15 protein-coding genes are annotated in these 17,055 nt (G+C 69.9%); 9 read left to right on the top strand and 6 right to left on the bottom strand.

Annotated features, from left to right (window positions below; genetic code table 11):
• Nucleotides 1–70 precede the first annotated feature (70 nt).
• Nucleotides 71–883, top strand: coding sequence for an MHFG family PEP-CTERM protein (locus G8A07_RS26110; protein ID WP_195794820.1), 813 nt, complete (start codon nt 71–73; stop codon nt 881–883).
• Here G8A07_RS26110 and uvrA read toward each other — a convergent pair.
• Nucleotides 876–3,791: an excinuclease ABC subunit UvrA gene (uvrA, locus tag G8A07_RS26105; protein WP_195794819.1), complete on the bottom strand. Its 2,916-nt coding sequence runs from the start codon at nt 3,789–3,791 to the stop codon at nt 876–878. The two genes, G8A07_RS26110 and uvrA, sit on opposite strands and share 8 nt — an antisense overlap.
• Nucleotides 3,792–3,942: 151 nt before the next feature.
• Between uvrA and G8A07_RS26100 the strand changes: the two genes are divergently transcribed.
• From G8A07_RS26100 to G8A07_RS26080, 5 genes are all read left to right on the top strand, one after another.
• Nucleotides 3,943–4,110: a hypothetical protein gene (locus tag G8A07_RS26100; RefSeq protein ID WP_195794818.1), complete on the top strand. Its 168-nt coding sequence runs from the start codon at nt 3,943–3,945 to the stop codon at nt 4,108–4,110.
• Between the two features lie 103 nt (nt 4,111–4,213).
• Nucleotides 4,214–6,154 (top strand): PAS domain-containing sensor histidine kinase, encoded by a 1,941-nt coding sequence (locus G8A07_RS26095; RefSeq protein WP_195794817.1) that lies wholly within the window; start codon nt 4,214–4,216, stop codon nt 6,152–6,154.
• A gap of 307 nt (nt 6,155–6,461) precedes the next feature.
• Nucleotides 6,462–6,698 carry a hypothetical protein gene (locus tag G8A07_RS26090; protein ID WP_195794816.1) on the top strand — a complete coding sequence of 79 codons (237 nt, stop codon included), beginning with the start codon at nt 6,462–6,464 and terminating at the stop codon, nt 6,696–6,698.
• A 262-nt stretch (nt 6,699–6,960) separates the two neighbouring features.
• Entirely contained in the window at nt 6,961–7,200 is a 240-nt protein-coding gene (locus tag G8A07_RS26085; protein WP_195794815.1) for a hypothetical protein, read from the top strand.
• A gap of 269 nt (nt 7,201–7,469) precedes the next feature.
• The gene (locus G8A07_RS26080) at nt 7,470–7,781 is read left to right on the top strand and encodes a hypothetical protein (RefSeq protein ID WP_195794814.1); all 312 of its coding nucleotides are present in this window, start codon (nt 7,470–7,472) and stop codon (nt 7,779–7,781) included.
• A gap of 1 nt (nt 7,782) precedes the next feature.
• Here the strand turns inward: G8A07_RS26080 and G8A07_RS26075 are convergent, their stop codons facing one another.
• Nucleotides 7,783–10,509, bottom strand: coding sequence for a TonB-dependent receptor (locus tag G8A07_RS26075; protein ID WP_195794813.1), 2,727 nt, complete (start codon nt 10,507–10,509; stop codon nt 7,783–7,785).
• Nucleotides 10,510–10,636: 127 nt separating this feature from the next.
• Complete coding sequence (gene recQ, locus G8A07_RS26070) at nt 10,637–12,508, bottom strand: DNA helicase RecQ (RefSeq protein WP_195794812.1); 1,872 nt, start codon at nt 12,506–12,508, stop codon at nt 10,637–10,639.
• Between the two features lie 28 nt (nt 12,509–12,536).
• Here recQ and G8A07_RS26065 point away from each other — a divergent pair, with 28 nt between their 5' ends.
• The gene (locus G8A07_RS26065) at nt 12,537–13,034 is read left to right on the top strand and encodes a cupin domain-containing protein (RefSeq protein ID WP_249937148.1); all 498 of its coding nucleotides are present in this window, start codon (nt 12,537–12,539) and stop codon (nt 13,032–13,034) included.
• Here the strand turns inward: G8A07_RS26065 and G8A07_RS26060 are convergent.
• The 3 genes from G8A07_RS26060 to G8A07_RS28215 are packed head-to-tail and all read right to left on the bottom strand — an operon-like array spanning nt 13,031 to nt 15,641.
• A complete protein-coding gene (locus G8A07_RS26060) occupies nt 13,031–13,768 on the bottom strand; it encodes a head GIN domain-containing protein (protein ID WP_195794810.1) in 738 nt (245 codons plus the stop codon). The two genes, G8A07_RS26065 and G8A07_RS26060, sit on opposite strands and share 4 nt — an antisense overlap.
• Nucleotides 13,765–14,523, bottom strand: a complete 759-nt coding sequence (locus G8A07_RS26055; RefSeq protein WP_195794809.1) for a LytTR family DNA-binding domain-containing protein — start codon at nt 14,521–14,523, stop codon at nt 13,765–13,767. The genes G8A07_RS26060 and G8A07_RS26055 overlap by 4 nt, the downstream gene beginning before the upstream one ends.
• 11 nt (nt 14,524–14,534) lie before the next feature.
• Nucleotides 14,535–15,641 carry a sensor histidine kinase gene (locus tag G8A07_RS28215; protein ID WP_195794808.1) on the bottom strand — a complete coding sequence of 369 codons (1,107 nt, stop codon included), beginning with the start codon at nt 15,639–15,641 and terminating at the stop codon, nt 14,535–14,537.
• A 154-nt stretch (nt 15,642–15,795) separates the two neighbouring features.
• On the opposite strand from G8A07_RS28215, the gene ssb reads away from it, so the two are divergent.
• On the top strand, nt 15,796–16,344 hold the full coding sequence (gene ssb, locus G8A07_RS26045) for a single-stranded DNA-binding protein (protein WP_195794807.1): 549 nt from the start codon (nt 15,796–15,798) through the stop codon (nt 16,342–16,344).
• 229 nt (nt 16,345–16,573) lie between these two features.
• On the top strand, nt 16,574–17,032 hold the full coding sequence (gene gspG / locus G8A07_RS26040) for a type II secretion system major pseudopilin GspG (RefSeq protein WP_195794806.1): 459 nt from the start codon (nt 16,574–16,576) through the stop codon (nt 17,030–17,032).
• The last annotated feature ends 23 nt before the right edge of the window (nt 17,033–17,055 follow it).

Raw genomic sequence — 17,055 nt, 5'->3', positions numbered from 1 at the left:
AGTGTCTTTCTACACTGGTGACCAGGCTCAACAAAAACCGAACGCAGGTCCTAGGAACAGGTCCATCCACATGTCCATGCTCGCCGCCATCGCCTTGGCCGCCTCCGGCGCCACCTTGCCCCAGTGCTCCTGGGATCGTCCAGGGGTCAATCCCTTCATGGGCGATGTGGTCGCGGCCGTGGACCGCTACAAGGACATCCCGGCCGCCACCCGCACCAAGCTCAAGGCGCGCATGCAACAGCGCAGCTACGACGAGATGGTGACGATCACGCGCGACGCGATCCAGGGCAAGGGCCGCTACGACACCTCGATCCGCGACATGCATTTTGGCCAGGGCAGCGTCTGCGGCAGCGTGACGCGCGCCGGCTGGACCGACAAGATGCAGGAGCGCGGCCTGGTCTATTGCGAGGACGGCCATTGCATCCTGGTGCCGACCGTCTGTCGCAATGTCAGCCGCATCACGCGCACCCAGGCGCCGCAGGCCAGCGCGCCGGCCGCCGCGGGCAATGTGGCCTCGGCCGCCCGCGAGGGCGAGGACCCGCAGGCCCTGCTGGAGATGGAGCCGACCGGCGCCGGTGTGGCCGGCGGCGGTGCGCCCTCGAGCGAGCCGACCTTCTCGCAGATCGCCGGCGTCACGCCGCCGAGCGGCAGCGTCCTGACGCCGACCACCAGCGTGCCGGGCGGTACGCCCGGGATCGGCGGCGGTGGCCTGGTGCCGCCGATGGGCGGCCTGGACGGCATCCCGCCGCTGCCGCCCGGCACGGTCGTGCCGCCGCCGGTGCCCGAGCCGGGCACCTGGGCCATGATGGTGCTGGGCCTGGGCGCGCTGGGCTGGGTGGCTCGCCGCCGCCAGGCCAAGAGCGCCGCTCCTACTGCTATTTAGTCAGCAGCGGCTTCAGATAGCGCCCGGTGTGGCTGCCCTCGAAGGCGGCCAGATCCTCCGGCGTGCCGGCCAGCAAGAGCTGACCCCCACCGGCGCCGCCCTCCGGGCCCATGTCGATCAGCCAGTCGGCGGTCTTGATCACGTCGAGGTTGTGCTCGATCACGACGATGGTGTTGCCCGCGTCGCGCAGCTGATGCAGCACCTTCAAGAGCAGCGCGATGTCGGCGAAATGCAGACCGGTGGTCGGCTCGTCCAGGATGTAGAGCGTGCGGCCGGTGTCGCGCTTGGAGAGCTCCAGCGCCAGCTTGACGCGCTGCGCCTCGCCGCCGGATAAGGTCGTCGCGCTCTGGCCCAGCTTCACATAGCCCAGGCCCACATCCAAGAGGGTTTGCAGCTTGCGCGAGATGTTGGGCACGGCGCTGAAGAAGGCGGCCGCGTCCTCGATCGTCAGGCCCAGCACCTGGGTGATGTTCTTGCCCTTGTAGAGCACCTCCAGGGTCTCGCGGTTGTAGCGCTTGCCATGGCAGACGTCGCAGGGCACATAGACGTCCGGCAGGAAATGCATCTCCACCTTCAGCACGCCGTCGCCCTGGCAGGCCTCGCAGCGGCCGCCGGCCACGTTGAAGCTGAAGCGGCCCGGGCCGTAGCCGCGCTCGCGCGCGGTCGGCATCTCGGCGAACAGCTCGCGGATCGGCGTGAACAGGCCGGTGTAGGTGGCCGGGTTGCTGCGCGGCGTGCGGCCGATCGGGCTCTGGTCCACGTTGATCACCTTGTCGAAGGCGTCCAGGCCCTCGATCTCGTCATGCGCGGCCGGGTCCAGATGGCTCTGGTAGAGCTTCTTCGAGACCGCGGCATAGAGCGTGTCGTTGACCAGGGTGCTCTTGCCTGAGCCGGAGACGCCGGTCACGCAGGTCAGCAGGCCCACCGGGATCTCGACCGTCACGCCCTTCAGGTTGTTGCCGCGCGCGTTGATGATCTTCAGGGTCTGCGGGTTCTCCATCGCGGCCAGGCTGTGGCGCTGGGCCGGCACCACGATCTTCTCGCGGCCCGACAGGTAGCGGCCGGTCAGCGAATCCGGGTTCGCCGCCACCTGCTCGGGCGTGCCCTGGGCGATGATCTGGCCGCCGTGCACGCCGGCGCCGGGGCCGAGGTCCAGCACATGGTCGGCGGCGCGGATCGCGTCCTCGTCATGCTCGACCACCAGCACCGAGTTGCCCAGGTCGCGCAGCCGGCGCAGGGTGGCGATCAGGCGGTCGTTGTCGCGCTGGTGCAGGCCGATGCTGGGCTCGTCCAGCACATACATCACGCCGGTCAGGCCGGAGCCGATCTGCGAGGCCAGGCGGATGCGCTGCGCCTCGCCGCCCGACAAGGTGTCGGCGCTGCGGTCCAGGCTCAGGTAGTTCAGGCCCACATCGTTCAGGAAGCGCAGGCGCGCGCCGATCTCGCGCACCACCTTGTCGCCGATCTCGGCCTTGGCGCCCTTGAGCTTCAGGCCTTCGAAATAGTCCAGCGCCTCGCGCAGGGTGGCATGCTCGACCTCGTAGATCGGCCGGCCCTTGAAGCCGTCCGGCGCATCGGCCGGCTGCAGCACCACATGGCGCGCCTCTCGGCGCAGGCGCGAGCCCTCGCAATGCGGGCAGGGCTTGGCGGCCTGGTAGCGCGCCAGATCCTCGCGCACCGCGGCGGAGTCGGTCTCCTTGAAGCGGCGCTGCAGATTGTTCAGGATGCCCTCGAAGGGGTGCGAGCGCTTGACCGTGCGCTTCTTGCCGCTGGCGGTCTCGCCTTGATAGCTGAACACCAGCTCCTGCTCGCCGGAGCCATAGAGCAACACCTGGCGCGCCTCGGCGGGCAGGGTCTCGAAGGGCGACTCGATGTCGAAGCCGTAATGCTTGGCCACCGCCTCCAGCATGCTGAAGGTATAGGGGTTGCGGCGGTCCCAGCCCTTCACCGCGCCGCTGGCCAGGCTCAGGGTCGGGAAGGCGACCACGCGGTCCGGATCGAACACCGTCACCTGGCCCAGGCCCTCGCAGCTGGGGCAGGCGCCCACCGGCGAGTTGAACGAGAACAGGCGCGGCTCCAGCTCCGGCAGCGAGTAGCTGCAGATCGGGCAGGCGAACTTGCTGGAGAAGATGGTCTCGGCGCCGGTGTCCAGGTTCAGCACCAGGGCGCGGCCCTCGGCCTGGCGCAGCGCGGCCTCGAAGCTCTCGGCCAGGCGTTGGCGCAGCGCATCGGCGCCGTCGTGGCGCAGCTTGATGCGGTCCACCACCACGTCGATGTCATGCTTCTCGGCCTTCTTCAGCACCGGGATGTCCGGCGCCTCGACCGTCACGCCGTCGACGCGGAAGCGCACATAGCCCTGCGCCTGCAGGTCCTGGAACAGCTCGACGAACTCGCCCTTGCGGTCGCGCACCACCGGCGCCAGCACCAGCAGGCGCGACTCGTCGGTCATCGCCAGCACCGCGTCCACCATCTGGCTGACGCTCTGCGCCTCCAGCGGCAGGTGGTGGTCGGGGCAGAAGGGCGTGCCGGCGCGGGCGTAGAGCAGGCGCAGGTAGTCGTGGATCTCGGTCACCGTGCCGACGGTCGAGCGCGGGTTGTGGCTGGTGGCCTTCTGCTCGATCGAGATCGCCGGCGACAGGCCCTCGATCACGTCCACGTCCGGCTTGTCCATCAGCTGCAGGAACTGGCGCGCGTAGGCCGACAGGCTCTCCACATAGCGCCGCTGGCCCTCCGCATACAGCGTGTCGAAGGCCAGGCTGGACTTGCCCGATCCGGACAGCCCGGTGATCACCACCAGCTGGTTGCGCGGCAGGTCCACATCGATGTTCTTCAGATTGTGGGTGCGCGCGCCCCGGACGCGGATCATCGGCGCGTCGGGCATGGGCTGGGCGGATTTGGGCTCGGACATGAGGACGGCGGGCGGGGGCAGAAAACCCGTCATCATAGGCCGCCGGGCCGGCGCACGCAGCGCCCTGCTGACAAGGCATGTCAGCACCGCGCGAGCTTCCCCTTTGAGGGGGCTTGCGGGGGCGCGCGCTTCGGGGATACTGCGGGGCATCATGAAGACCCGCCTCCTGCTCCTGCTGCTCGGCCTGGCCCTGATGGGCACCCTGCTGCTGGGCGCGACCAGCTTCGAGGTCGAGCCGACCCAGGCGCGGCAGGACGGCGAAACGCCGACGCGCGGTCTGGCGGCCCTGGCCCGGCTGGTGCTGGGTAACGCGTCCTAGGGACTTTCGAAGGACCGGCCCGCGGGGTCACAATGGGTCGCGTTTGAACCGGCCCGGCCCCTTCCTCCCCAAAGCGGCAGCCCGTTCGACAGGGAGCGACGCAATGGACAGCTTGCGCAACAAGCGGCTGGAGCAGGCGCTGCATGCGGCGGAAGCCAACTTCCGTTATCTGGCCGACAACCTGCCCGGCCTGATGTTCCAGTATGTGTTGTGGCCCGACGGCCAGGACGCCATCTACGAGATGAGCCCGCGCTGCCTGGAGCTGCTGGAGCTGGAGCCGGCCGAGGTGGAGCGCGATGTCGCGCGGCTGTGGGGCCTGGTGGCGCCCACCGACCGGGCGGCGCTGCGCGCCTCGCTGTTGCGCTCGGCGCGCGAGCTGACGCCCTGGCATGTGGAGTTCCGCCTCGTCACGCCCTCTGGCCGGCGCCTGTGGCTGCAGGGCGCGGGGCGGCCGCAGCCGCGCCAGGACGGCACGGTGCTGTGGCATGCGCTGCTGCTGGACATCAGTGCCGCGCGCCAGGCCGAGCAGGCGCTGCAGGACAGCGAGAGCCGCTTTCGTGCGCTGCTGGAGGGGGTCGAGAAGGTTTCGGTACAGGGTTATGACGCGCAGCGCCGCGTGATCTTCTGGAACGCGGCCAGCGAGCAGCTCTACGGTTTCAGCAAGGCCGAGGCGCTGGGCCGGCAGCTGGAGGAGCTGATCATCCCGCCGCCGATGCGCCCCTTTGTGATCGAGGCGACGCGCGAATGGCTGGCCTCGGGCAAGGTCTCGACGCCGGCCGAGGAGCTGGTGCTGCAGCACAAGAACGGCAGCCCGGTGCATGTGTTCTCCAGCCACACGATGCAGCGCAACAGCCATGGCGAGGCCGAGCTGTACTGCGTCGATATCGACCTCGGCGAGCGGGTGCAGGCCGAAGCGCGGCGCCAGGAGCTGGAGACCCAGCTGCGCGAGGCGCAGAAGCTCGAGGCCATGGGCCGTCTGGCCGGCGGCATCGCGCATGACTTCAACAACATCCTCGGCGCGGTGCTCGGCAATGTGGCGCTGGCGCTGGAGCAGCTGCCGGCCAGCCACCCGGCGTCCACCCATCTGGGCCTGATCCGCATCGGCGGCGAGCGCGCGCGCAGCCTGGTGCAGCAGATCCTGGCCTTCAGCCGCCGCCAGCCGCAGGAGCTGCGCGCGGTGCGCCTGCAGCCGCTGGTGCAGGAGAGCCTGGCCCTGCTGCGCGCGGCGACGCCGGCGGGCGTGCAGCTGGAGCTGAACCTGTGCGAGGAGCCGCTGTTCGTGCGCGCCGACGCGACCCAGATCCAGCAGGTGCTGATGAATCTGTGCACCAACGCCTGGCATGCGCTGGACGGCCGGCCCGGAACCGTCGAGGTCGGCCTGGCGGCCGAGCGCCTGGCCGGCGCCGCGCCGCGCGTGCATCTGTGGGTGCGCGACGACGGCAAGGGCATGGACCAGATCACCCGCAGCCATCTGTTCGAGCCCTTCTTCACCACCAAGCCGCAGGGCCAGGGCACCGGTCTCGGTCTGGCGGTGGCGCATGGCATCGTGCTGGCCCACCAGGGCGAGATCCAGGTCGACAGCACGCCGGGCCAGGGCAGCTGCTTCCATCTCTACCTGCCGCTGCTGGACTGGGACGGCCCGGCCACCGAGCCCGCGCCGCTGCTCGACCTGGAAGGGCGGGGCGAGGGCCAGCATATCGTCTATGTGGACGACGACGAGGTGATGCGCCTGACCGTGCAGGGGCTGCTGCTGCGCCAGGGCTACCGGGTCAGCCTGGCCGGCGACGCCGCGCAAGCCCTGACCCTGGTCGCGGCGGGCGACGTGGACCTGCTGGTCAGCGACTACAACATGCCCGGCACCACCGGCCTGGCCCTGGCGCGCGAGCTGCGTTCGCGCGCGCCGGCGCTGCCGGTGCTGATCAGCTCCGGCCATATCACCGAGGAGCTGCGCGCCCAGGCGCGCCTGCTGGGCCTGCCGGGCCTGCTGCAGAAGGAGAAGACGCTGGAGGATCTGGCGGGCCTGGTGCAGCGGGTGCTGGGCTGACAGGCTGTTGCAAACCTACTGCGGCGGCCATCTGCGTCGTTGCGCGGTGCTCGGAATCCTCACGTACAGGAAGTACGTTCCGGTTCCTGCGCTCCGGGCGCCCTAGCCGCTGGCCGTCCTCGCGACGGTTTTCAACAGCCTGTTCGCTCTGCCTTGTCGCCATACGGTCATCGCGCCGGATGACGGTTCGGTCGACCGTCCCTGCAGTTCGTCGCGCCCGCCTGGATCGCGCGGGCATGACTTCCGATACTGACTCCATCGACGCAGCAAAGGGCCGCGTCAAACCGCAAAAACAGGAGTCAACATCATGCAAACCACCATCACCACCGTCCGCAGCGCCTTCATCGCGATCACCGCCCTGGCCGCCGCCGGTCTGGCCCAGGCCGCGCCGCAGAAGGTCGTCGAGCAACTGCCGCGCGTCGTGGTCACCGGCAAGTCGGTGCAGACCGTCATCGTGCAGCTGCCGCGCGTCGTGATCGAAGGCCGCAGCTTGGCGAGCGGCACGCAGCTGGCCGCGGCCAAGCCCACCGCCCGCCGCGGCTGAACGGGAGCCTGGCGATGCCGTTCTTCATGTCCTTACCCGATCCGGCCGGCTCCTGAATGGAGCCGAGCCACGGCCGCATGCGTCTCGTCGACGCGTGCCGCGGTGACTCGGTTTCCTCTGCGGCGGGCCGCTTCATCGCGCCCGGCGGCAGTTCATGCGAGTCCGGCCGCAGCTCGTCGCGCAGCGCTGGCGGCTTGACGACCGGGGCCCGACACTGCCAGCACTGACAAAAGCCGATTCCCGCCTGGATGGAGTAGCGATCATGACGATGAGTGACAGCAGCAAGACCTTTTTGACCGCCGTGTTGGCCGTCGCCAGCGCCGTCGTGATGGCGCTGCTGCTGGCCGAGCGCGGCCAGCCGGAACAACGGCATACGGTGGTGCAGCTGGAACGCGTCGTGGTCGAGGGCCGCAGCACCGCCGCGAGTGCGGCCGCCGCCGCTCCCGCCGCGATGCGGGTGGCGGAGCTGCAGCGCGACGAGGCGCAGGTCCGCCGCCAGTAGCGAGAGGTGGCAAGCCGGCGCCAGGTCAGTCGCCTCTTCAAAGTGAAACCCGGCTCGAGCAGCCGGGTTTTTTCTTGCCTGTCGCAGCGCCGATCCGGTGCCGCGCCGTTTCAGGTCCATCGCGTCCAGGGACCGCTGACGCCGGCATCGGCGCAGTTCGTCGCAAGCGCATGGCGAAGGCCCGCGCCGCGGCCGACACTGACTTCATCGACAACGCAGATCCCTCTTCCTCCCCGAAGCCTGCGATCCACCTTCCCCAGGAGTCCACCATGAACCAGCCCCTGCAAGCCCCGACCCGTTCGATCCCGGCCGCCCTCGGCGCCTTCACGGCGACCCTGGCCCTGGTGATGCTGGTGAACGCCGGCGCCACGCCGCGCCAGCCGCTGATGGTGCTGGAGCGCGTCGTGATCACCGGCAAGAGCGCGCTGGGCGCCGAGCGCGTGGCGCAACAACTGCCGCGCGTGCTGATCGAGGGGCGCCGCAGCGTCGTGATGGCGGCCGCGCCGCGCCTGGATTCGCTGCAAGCCGACAGCAGCACCGTCGCCGCAGTCTGCGCCCAGCCGCAGACGGTGCTGTGCTGACCTACTTCAGAACCAGCCGCAGGCTCAGATAGGCATAGCGCCCGCGCGGGTCGGTGTAGCTCGGGTCGTAGCCCGACAGGAAGTGATAGGCCTGGTTCGAATAGGGCGGTGCCTTGTCGGCCAGGTTTTGCACGCCGGCGCGCAGGGTCAGCCCCTCGCCGAGCTCCCACCAGCCGCTCAGGTCCCAGATCGAATAGGCCTTGACGCGGTTGACCTGCACCACCGTGCCGCTGTTGGTGTCGATGGCCCGGTTCTGGTCCTCGTAGCCGCTGCTGTAGCTGTTCGACAGGGTCAGGCCATAGCGGTTCTGCTGCGGTGACCAGTCGACGCTGAGGCGATGGCGCCAGCGCTGCACCGCACCCTCGGTGACGAAGCGACCCAGATTGCTGACGAAGGGATCGCCGGGTGCGGTCTGCAGGCGCGACTTGGTGGTCAGCGTGCCGCGCAAGCGCAGCGCGAATTCGCCCACCGGGCTGCGCAGCTCGCGCAGATCGGCGCTCAGATCGAAGCCCTGGGCCTGCTGGGCGCCGCGGTTGTCCTTGCGCAGCTCGATGTAGTCGATCTCGTCATCCTCGTCGCGGTGCACCAGGTGGCCATACTTGGCCAGATTGCCCAGGATCACGTCGTCGCCGATATCGCCGATCAGATTGCTGCGGCGGATGTCCCAGAAGTCGAGGCCCAGCGCGGCATGCTTGTTGGGCTCGAACACCACGCCCAGGGTGCCCTGGCGGCTGCGCTCGGGCTTCAGGTTCGGGTTGCTGTAGCGGCGGGTGGTCCACTCGAAGGCGCAGTAGGCCAGATCGTTGTCGTTGTTGGCCATGCAGACCGGATCGGCCAGGGTGGAGGTGCTGCTTTCGCGCGGGGGGCGGTGCAGATCGTCCAGCGAGGGCGCGCGGAAGCCGCGGCCCAGCGAGGCGCGCAGCAACCACTGCGCGCTCGGCGTGTAGCGCAGGCCGATCTTGGGGCTGATCGCGCTGCCGACGCCCTGCGTATGCTCCTGCCGCACCGAGAGCTGGGCCTCGACCTGCTGGCTCAGCGGCGCGTTCAGCTCGGCGAACCAGGCCCGGACCCGTCGGCCGTTGGCGAACTCCAGGCCCTCGGCGGGGATCGGCTGGGGCAGCGGCGTCAGGAAGCTGACCCCGTCGTTGTTGATGTTGTCGCTCAGCAGCAGCTGGGAGAGGCGGTAGCTGATGCGCTCGCGGCGCAGCTCGCCGCCCAGGGCCAGCATCAGGTCGCCGCCGGCGAGCTGGCCGATGGCGCGGCTGAACTTGAAGTCGATGCCCTGCATCGTGCCGACGCCGCGGCGCGTCACGTCGTCCACCTGGATGCTGTCCAGATAGGCCAGCCCCGCGGCGGATGAGGGGCCGAAGGGATTGATCAGGCCCTGCTTGATGCCGTCGATCAGCTTGTCGTAGAGCAGATAGCCATGGGTGTTGCGATCGCTCATGGTGCTGCGGCTGCGGTTCAGCGCCAGGTCGTAATCCCAGCCGGCCCAGCTGCCGGTGGCGCCCAGCACCAGGCGCTGGCCGGTGCTGGTCAGGTCGCTGGTGCGGTTGCCGGCCTCCAGCAGGCGCATGCGCAGGTCGACCATCTCGTCGCCCGATTCCTCCAGCCGGGTGCCGCGCAGGCCCGGCACCACGGTGTAGGGAACGCTGGCCGTCACGCGGGCCGACGAGGCCACATACCAGCTGCGCGCACGCGCATGGGCGTACTCGGCATAAAGCTGGTGCTCGGGCGTGAGCTGGAACACGCCGCGCGCCAGCAGGCTGGACTTGTCGCTCTTGGGATAGAGCTCGGTGTCGCGCATGTAGTCGTAGGTGCAGCCCTGGTCGCCACCGATGCCCGACGGCAGGTAGAGCGAGGCCGGCGGGTTGCAGTCCGGCGCGGCGAAGTTGAACCGGGTGTTCTCCAGGGGCCGGCCGCCGATGCGCAGGCCCGCATCCGCCAGAAAGTCGCGCTGGCTGCGCGAGACCAGCACATTGGCCGGCGAGGTGAAGCTGGACAGCAGATGCGGCAGCCGCTCCGGCACCTTCAGGTCGGCGATGAACTTGCGCTGCGAGCTGCGCAGCGCATCGGTCTTCTGCAGGTCCAGCACGGTGAACACATTGAAACGATCGCGCGCCAGGTCGCCGAAGCCCGCGGTCAGGCCGGCCGTGCGCTTGCCGGCCCCCCCCTCCCTGGAGCCACCGCCATAGGCGTTCAGCTCCACGCCGCGGTAGTCCTTGCGCGTGATGAAGTTGATCACGCCGCCGATCGCGTCGCTGCCGTACAGCGAGGAGGCGCCGTCCAGCAGCACCTCGACGCGCTGGATCGCGGCGGCCGGGATGATGTTCAGGTCCACGCCGGCGTCGTCGCCCGGCGCGGCGAAGTTGGCCATGCGCCGGCCGTTCAGCAGCACCAGGGTCGACGAGGTGCCCAGCCCGCGCAGGCTGGCGGAGTTGAGGCCGCGCTGGTCGCGCCCGTCGGAGATGCTGGCGCCATCGGTCAGCCCGCCGGCATTGGCCGCCAGCTTGGCGACCAGCTCGGCCGCGGTGGTGATGCCGGCCTTGTCGATCTCGGCCCGGGTGATCACCTGCAGCGGCAGCGCGCCCTCGCTCTCCGGCCGCTTGATCGCCGAGCCGGTCACCTCCACCCGCTCCAGATTCGGCGCCGCCTGGGCCGCGCCGGCCAGGCCCAGCAGCAGGACGAGAGGGGCAAGGGAATGCGGCGGGCGGCGGGATGGATGCATGGACGGGCTTGCGCAGGGAGGAAAGGGGAGGGGCAACCGCCTGCAACGGGGCACCGCCCGGCGGGGTTGACACCTGACCCCCGCAGCCGCCTCGGTGTTTTCCCGCGGTCCCGCAGCTCTCCGCTTGTCAGGCCTCCAGCACCCGCAGGATCTCGCGGCCGTAGGCTTCCAGCTTCTTCGCGCCGACGCCGCTGATGCCGGACAGCTCGTCCAGGCTTTGCGGGTTGGCGCGCGCCATCTCGGCCAGGGTGACGTTCTGGAAGATCACATAGGCCGGCAGCCCATGCTCCTTGGCCACCTCGGAGCGCCAGGCCTTCAGCGCCTCGAAGCGCTGCTGGGCCTGGCCGTCCAGGTCCAGCGCCTCGGCGGCGGCGCGGCCGCTCTTGCCGGAGGCGCCACGCGTGGAACCCCTGGCGCCGCGCTTGGGCGCGCTGGCCGGCACGCGCAGCAGCAATTGCACCTCGCCCTTCAGCACCGCGCGCGCGGTCTCGGCCAGCGCCAGCGTGTGGTATTCGCCCTCGGTGAACACATGGCCCAGCGCGATCAGCTGGCGCAGCACCGCGCGCCACTGCTGCTCGCTCAGGTCGGCGCCAACGGCCCAGGTCGAGAGGCTCTGGTGGCCGTACTGGCCGACCTTGTCGGTCAGCTTGCCGCGCAGCACGTCGATCAGATGGCCGGCGCCGAAGCGCTGGCCGCCATTCTGGTGGAAGCGGTAGATGCAGCTGAGCATCTTGCGCGCCGCCTCGGTGCCGTCCCAGGTGGCGGGCGGGCTGATGCAGTTGTCGCAGTTGCCGCAGGGCTGGCTGGCCTCGCCGAAATAGCCCAAGAGGCGCTGGCGCCGGCAGTCGGTGGCCTCTGCCAGCGCCAAGAGCGCGTCCAGCTTGCCGCGCTGCACCTGCTTGAATTCCTCGTTCGACGGGCTGTCGTCGATCATGCGGCGCTGGTTGACGACGTCGGCCAGGCCATAGGTCATCCAGGCGTTGGCCGCCGCGCCGTCGCGGCCGCCGCGGCCGGTCTCCTGGTAGTAGCTCTCGATGTTCTTCGGCAGGTCCAGGTGGGCGACGAAGCGCACGTCCGGCTTGTCGATGCCCATGCCGAAGGCCACGGTGGCCACCATCACGATGCCGTCCTCGCGCAGGAAACGGTCCTGGTGGCGCTGGCGCACGCCGGTGTCCAGGCCGGCGTGGTAGGGCAGGGCCTTCAGGCCCTCGGCCTCCAGCCAAGCGGCGGTCTCCTCGACCTTCTTGCGGCTCTGGCAGTAGACGACGCCGGCGTCGTCCTCATGCTCGTCGCGGATGAAGCGCAAGAGCTGCTCGCGCGGCTTGCTGTCCTTCTCGACGATGGTGTAGCGGATATTGGGCCGATCAAAGCTGCTGATGAAGACGCGCGCCTCCTGCAGCCGCAGGCGCTCGATGATGTCGGCGCGGGTGATGTCGTCGGCGGTGGCGGTCAGCGCGACGCGCGGCACGTCCGGGAAGCGCTCGTGCAGCAGCGAGAGTTCCAGGTACTCGTTGCGGAAATCGTGGCCCCATTGGCTGACGCAATGCGCCTCGTCGATCGCGAACAGCGAGAGCAGGCCGCGCTCGTGCAGCGAGTCCAGCTGGGCCAGGAAGCGCGGGTTGGTGATGCGCTCGGGCGCGGCATACAGCATCACCAGCCGGCCGCTCATCATCTCGCGCTCGATGCGGCTGGCCTCCTCGCTGCTGAGGGTGGAATTCAGGAAGGCGGCATGCACGCCGGCTTCTTCGAGCGCGCCGACCTGGTCGTGCATCAGGGCGATCAGCGGACTGACCACCAGGGTCACGCCCCGGCCGCCGCGGTGCCGCGCGATCGCCGGCACCTGGTAGCACAGGCTCTTGCCGCCGCCGGTGGGCATCAGCACCAGCGCATCGCCGCCGCCGCTCACATGCTGGACGATGTCGGCCTGCGCGCCGCGAAACGCGCTGTAGCCGAAGACTTCTTGCAGGATGTGCTGGGGGGCGTGATGATCAATCTTCATGGAGCCCGCTATTGTCGAGGAGAACCGCTTGAGCCAAGAAACCCCGGCCGAGGCGCTGCGCCGCCGGCTGATCCGCAACTTCCACGAGGAGCCGCGCGAGCGCTTCCTGCGCCCGCCGCGCTACGACACCCAGATCGCCGGCCTGACCGACGGCACCGCCGCGCGCAAGCTCGGCGCCGGCATCGACACGGTGGCGCCGGGCCAGCAGAGCTGCCCCTACCACTTCCACCATGCGCAGGAGGAGATGTTCATCGTGCTCGCGGGCACGGGCACCCTGCGCGTCGCCGGCGAGCTGCTGCCGATCCGTGCCGGCGATGTGTTCAGCATCCCGCCCGGCCCGGAGTATCCGCACCATATCCTCAACACCTCGGACGCGCCGCTGACCTATCTGTCGATCAGCACCCAGGAGCGCCCCGAGATCTGCGAGTACCCCGACTCCGGCAAGATCGGCGCGTCCAGCCTGCCGGGTCGGCGGCTGATGCAGCGCCTGGAGAACTCGCTCGACTATTGGGATGGCGAACCCTAGTTCGCCGCCGGCGCATCGCCGCGCGCATTGATCGTCGCCATGCCGGACGAGGAGCGCGAGACCTGCGGGCGGCCCCAGTAGTCGACGGTGCCGACGCCGGAGACGTTGACGCGCAGGTTCTGCGTCACCCACAGCGCGGCGTTGCCGACGCCGCTGATCGTCACCGCGGCGGTGTCGGTGCGCAGCTGCTCGGCCATCAGCTTGCCCTTGCCGGAGACGCTCAGCGCCAGCGCGCGCACCTGGCCGCGCAGCTGGCCGTCGCCGGCGCCGGAGATGCCGAAGCGCAGGGTCTCGGCCTGCAGGTCGTCGAAGCGCACCAGGCCGGCGCCGGAGATGCCGATGGTCAGGCGCTCGGCGCGGAAGGGGCCCGGCGCATGCAGGTCGCTGGCGCCGGACAGCTCCAGCTGCTCCAGCTGCTTGACCGTCACCTCGATCTGCAGCCGCGCGCTGCGCCAGAACTTCCAGCCGCCGGTGGGTTGGATCTCCAGCCGGCCGCGGCGCAGCTCCAGCTCCACGCTCTTCTGCACCTCCTCGCCGCCGGCGATGAAGACCTCGTCGCGCTCGCCCTGCAGCAGGCGCACGTCGGCCGCGCCGCTGATCTCCAGGCGGGTGAAGGGCCCCGGGGCGTAGCTGCGGCCCGCCTGCTGTTGCGCTTCGGCCAGCGCGGGCAGGGCCAGGGTCAGCGCCAGCAAGGCGCCGCCGAACAGGGGACGGGGGGAGAGGCAGCGCTTCATATCGATTGCTCCCGCAGTTTCTTCGAGACCTCGCGGCTGGCGGTGAAGCGCGTGCCGTCCTGCATCTGCACCACCAGCTGCGAACTCTCGTCGGGCGTCATCGCCTCGACGAAGTCCAGGTTGACGATGCAGCTGCGCTGCAGCTTCAGGAAGCGCGCCGGGTCCAGGCGCTGCTCGAAGCTGGTGATCGGCAGGCGCACCAGGAACTGGCGGCCCTTGCTGGCGATCGCGGTGTACTTGGTGTCGGAGCGCAGGTATTCGATCGCCTCGATATTGAGCGGGAAGATCTTGCCCTGATCGCGTACCAGGATGCGGGTCAGCGGGGTCTCGGGCTCCTGCAGGCTGGCCTCCAGCGAGGGCGGCAGCGGCGTGCCCAGATTGGCCAGCGCATGCTCGACCGCCTCGACGAAGCGGTCCTGCGAGAAGGGCTTGAGCAGATAGTCCACCGCATGCAGCTCGAAGGCGGTCAGCGCATGCTCGTCGTAGGCGGTGGTGAAGATCACCGCGGGCCGGCGCTCCAGGCCGCCGGCGCCGGCCTCGCCGAGCGCGCGCAGCACCTGCAGGCCGGTCAGCCCGGGCATCTGGATGTCCATCAGCACCAGCTCGGGCTGCAGCGCGCGGATCTGCGCCAGCGCGCTCTCGCCATCGGCGCAGCAGGCTACCAGCTCCAGCTGCGGCAGCTCGCGCACCCAGTCGGCCAGCGCCTCGCAGGCCAGCGGCTCGTCCTCGGCGATCAGGGTACGTATCTTGGGCATGGTGCTGTTGTTCAGGTCTGAGGTATCCAGAGGTCGACGCGGAAGCCCGCGCCGGGGGCGGTATGGATCCGCAAGCGGGCCCGGCCCTCGTAGTCCAGCGCGAAGCGGCGCTGCAGGGCCGACAGGCCGATGCCGGGCTTGCCCTTGTGGCGAGCGGGTGGGGCGCTCAGGGTGGCGGGGTCGCAGCCCGGGCCGTCGTCCTGCACGGTCAGCGCCAGGCCCTCGTTGAGCGCATCGCGGCGCGCGGTGATGCTGATGCTGCCGCCCTGGGTGCGCGGCGCGATCGCATGCAGGATGCTGTTCTCGACCAGCGGCTGCAGGGTCAGCGGCGGGATCTCGTCGTCCAGGGTGGCGGGCTCGATCTGCCAGTCCACCGCCAGCCGCGCGCCCAGGCGCAGGGTCTCCAGCGCCAGGTAGTCGCGCACGAAGTCCACCTCCTCGGCCAGGCTGACGCGGGCATCGGCGCCGCGCTTGGTGTCCAGCACATAGCGCAGCATGCCGGCGAAGCGCAGCAGGGCCGATTCCGCCGCCTTCGGGTCCTTGCGGGTCAGCGCGATCAGGGTGTTCAGGGTGTTGAACAGGAAATGCGGATTCAGCTTGCCGCTGATCGCTGACAGCTCGGCCCGCGCCAGCGCCGACTCGGCCTGGGCCGTGGCCACCGCGGCGGCGCGGGCGCGCCGCGCGTTCAGCACCGCAGTGAAGCCGCTGGCCAGCGCGCTGTAGACGAACACGCCCCAGATGCCGCGCCACAGCACCGCCTGCAGGAAGATCGCCCGCGCATGCTCGGGGCCGAACAGCCACCAGGCCAGGCCGAACTCCAGCAGCTGCCAGGCGGCGGCGAACAGCAGCGCACCCAGGCCATGCCGCAGCAGCTGCAGCGCCGGGCCGCGCTCGCGACGCTCCAGCCGCCCCACCCAGAGCCAGACCAGCGGGCCCAAGAGCATCGGCGGCGTCAGGCTCAGGGTGGCCTGGTAGGCCGCCTCCCAGAGCTGCCAGACGCCGCGCTGCAGCTCGGCGCCGGCCATCGCATAAAGCATCCAGCACAGCAGGCACAGGCCGGCGTAGGCCAGCCAGAGGCGGCGGTTCGATTCGGGACGGGAGGGGGCCGGGGTGGACATGATGGGCGCCATCTTAGGTGCGGCATCCCGGCGGGCGCCGGCGGGGCGATCAAGTGCGGGATCCGGGCCGCCAGATGCGGCTGGGCGGTCGCTGGACGGGCGGCGGCATAATCGCGCTTTAGATATTTAATGAAACGCCAGCGGAGCGCGCATCATGGCCTCGGTCAATAAAGTCATTCTCATCGGCAATCTGGGTCGCGACCCGGAGCTGCGCTACAACCCCAGCGGCGTGGCCTTCTGCACCATCAGCCTGGCCACCACCCGCAACTGGAAGAACCGCGAAAGCGGCGAGCGCCAGGAAGAGACCGAATGGCACCGCGTGGTCTTCAACGACAAGCTGGCCGAGATCGTCGGCCAGTACTGCAAGAAGGGCCGCCCGCTCTACGTCGAGGGCCGCCTGCGCACCCGCAAATGGCAGGACAAGGAAGGCCGCGACACCTACACCACCGAAATCATCGCCGACCAGATGCAGCTGCTGGGCAGCCGCGACGGCGGTGACGAGATGGGCGGCGGCGGTGGCGGTTACGGCCAGCGCAGCAGCGGTGGCGGCGGTGGTGGCCGTGGCGGCGACATGGGCGGTGGCGATTTCGACGCCGCACCGGCCCCGCGCGCTGCGGCTCCCCGCGCGCCGGCCCCGCGCCCCGCACCGGCCCCGAAGCCGGCGACCGGCTTCGACGATATGGACGACGATATTCCGTTCTGACCCGCATCCGGTCCGGATCCGTCAGCAAAGCCCCCTGGCCCAGGCCTCGGGGCTTTTTTATTTGTCCGTCCCCAGGGGCTCGCCGGGAGTCCACGGAGAACTGTCATCTGCGCGCCCTAAAGTGGCCCTTTGCGCCACACCCCAAAGTGGGGGCTTCAGCGGAGGGCAACCCCCGATTGAAGCCGTCCCACCCGGATGGAACAGTGGCGGGTCCACTGCCGTCTCACCCATGTCCCTGCTGCCGTCGTCCCTCTCCACCGCCCGCTCTTGCACCCCGTCCCGCAGCCCCGCGCGCGGCTTCACCCTGCTGGAGCTGCTGGTCGTGATGGTCATCATCGGCCTGCTGGCCGGCTATGTGGGGCCGAAGTTCTTCGGCCAGATCGGCAAGTCGGAGGTCAAGGCGACCCGGGCGCAGATCGATGCGCTGGCCAAGGCGCTGGACCAGTACCGCCTCGACGTGGGCCGCTACCCGACGACCGAGCAGGGTCTGGCCGTGCTGGTCGCCAAGCCGGCCGACGAGCCGCGCTGGGCCGGCCCCTATCTGGCCAAGGCGGTGCCCAAGGATCCCTGGCACAACGACTACCAGTACCGCTCGCCCGGCGAGCATGGCGAGTACGACCTGCTGTCGCTGGGCCGCGACGGCCGCCCCGGCGGCGAGGGCGAGGACGCCGACCTGACCAGCTGGTGAGCCGGTCGGCCGCCGTCTTGTTG

Source organism: Roseateles sp. DAIF2, from assembly GCF_015624425.1.
Classification (GTDB): domain Bacteria; phylum Pseudomonadota; class Gammaproteobacteria; order Burkholderiales; family Burkholderiaceae_C; genus Kinneretia.
The sequence above is the reverse complement of the archived record's forward strand: the minus strand, read 5'-3'. Positions and strand labels throughout refer to the sequence as shown.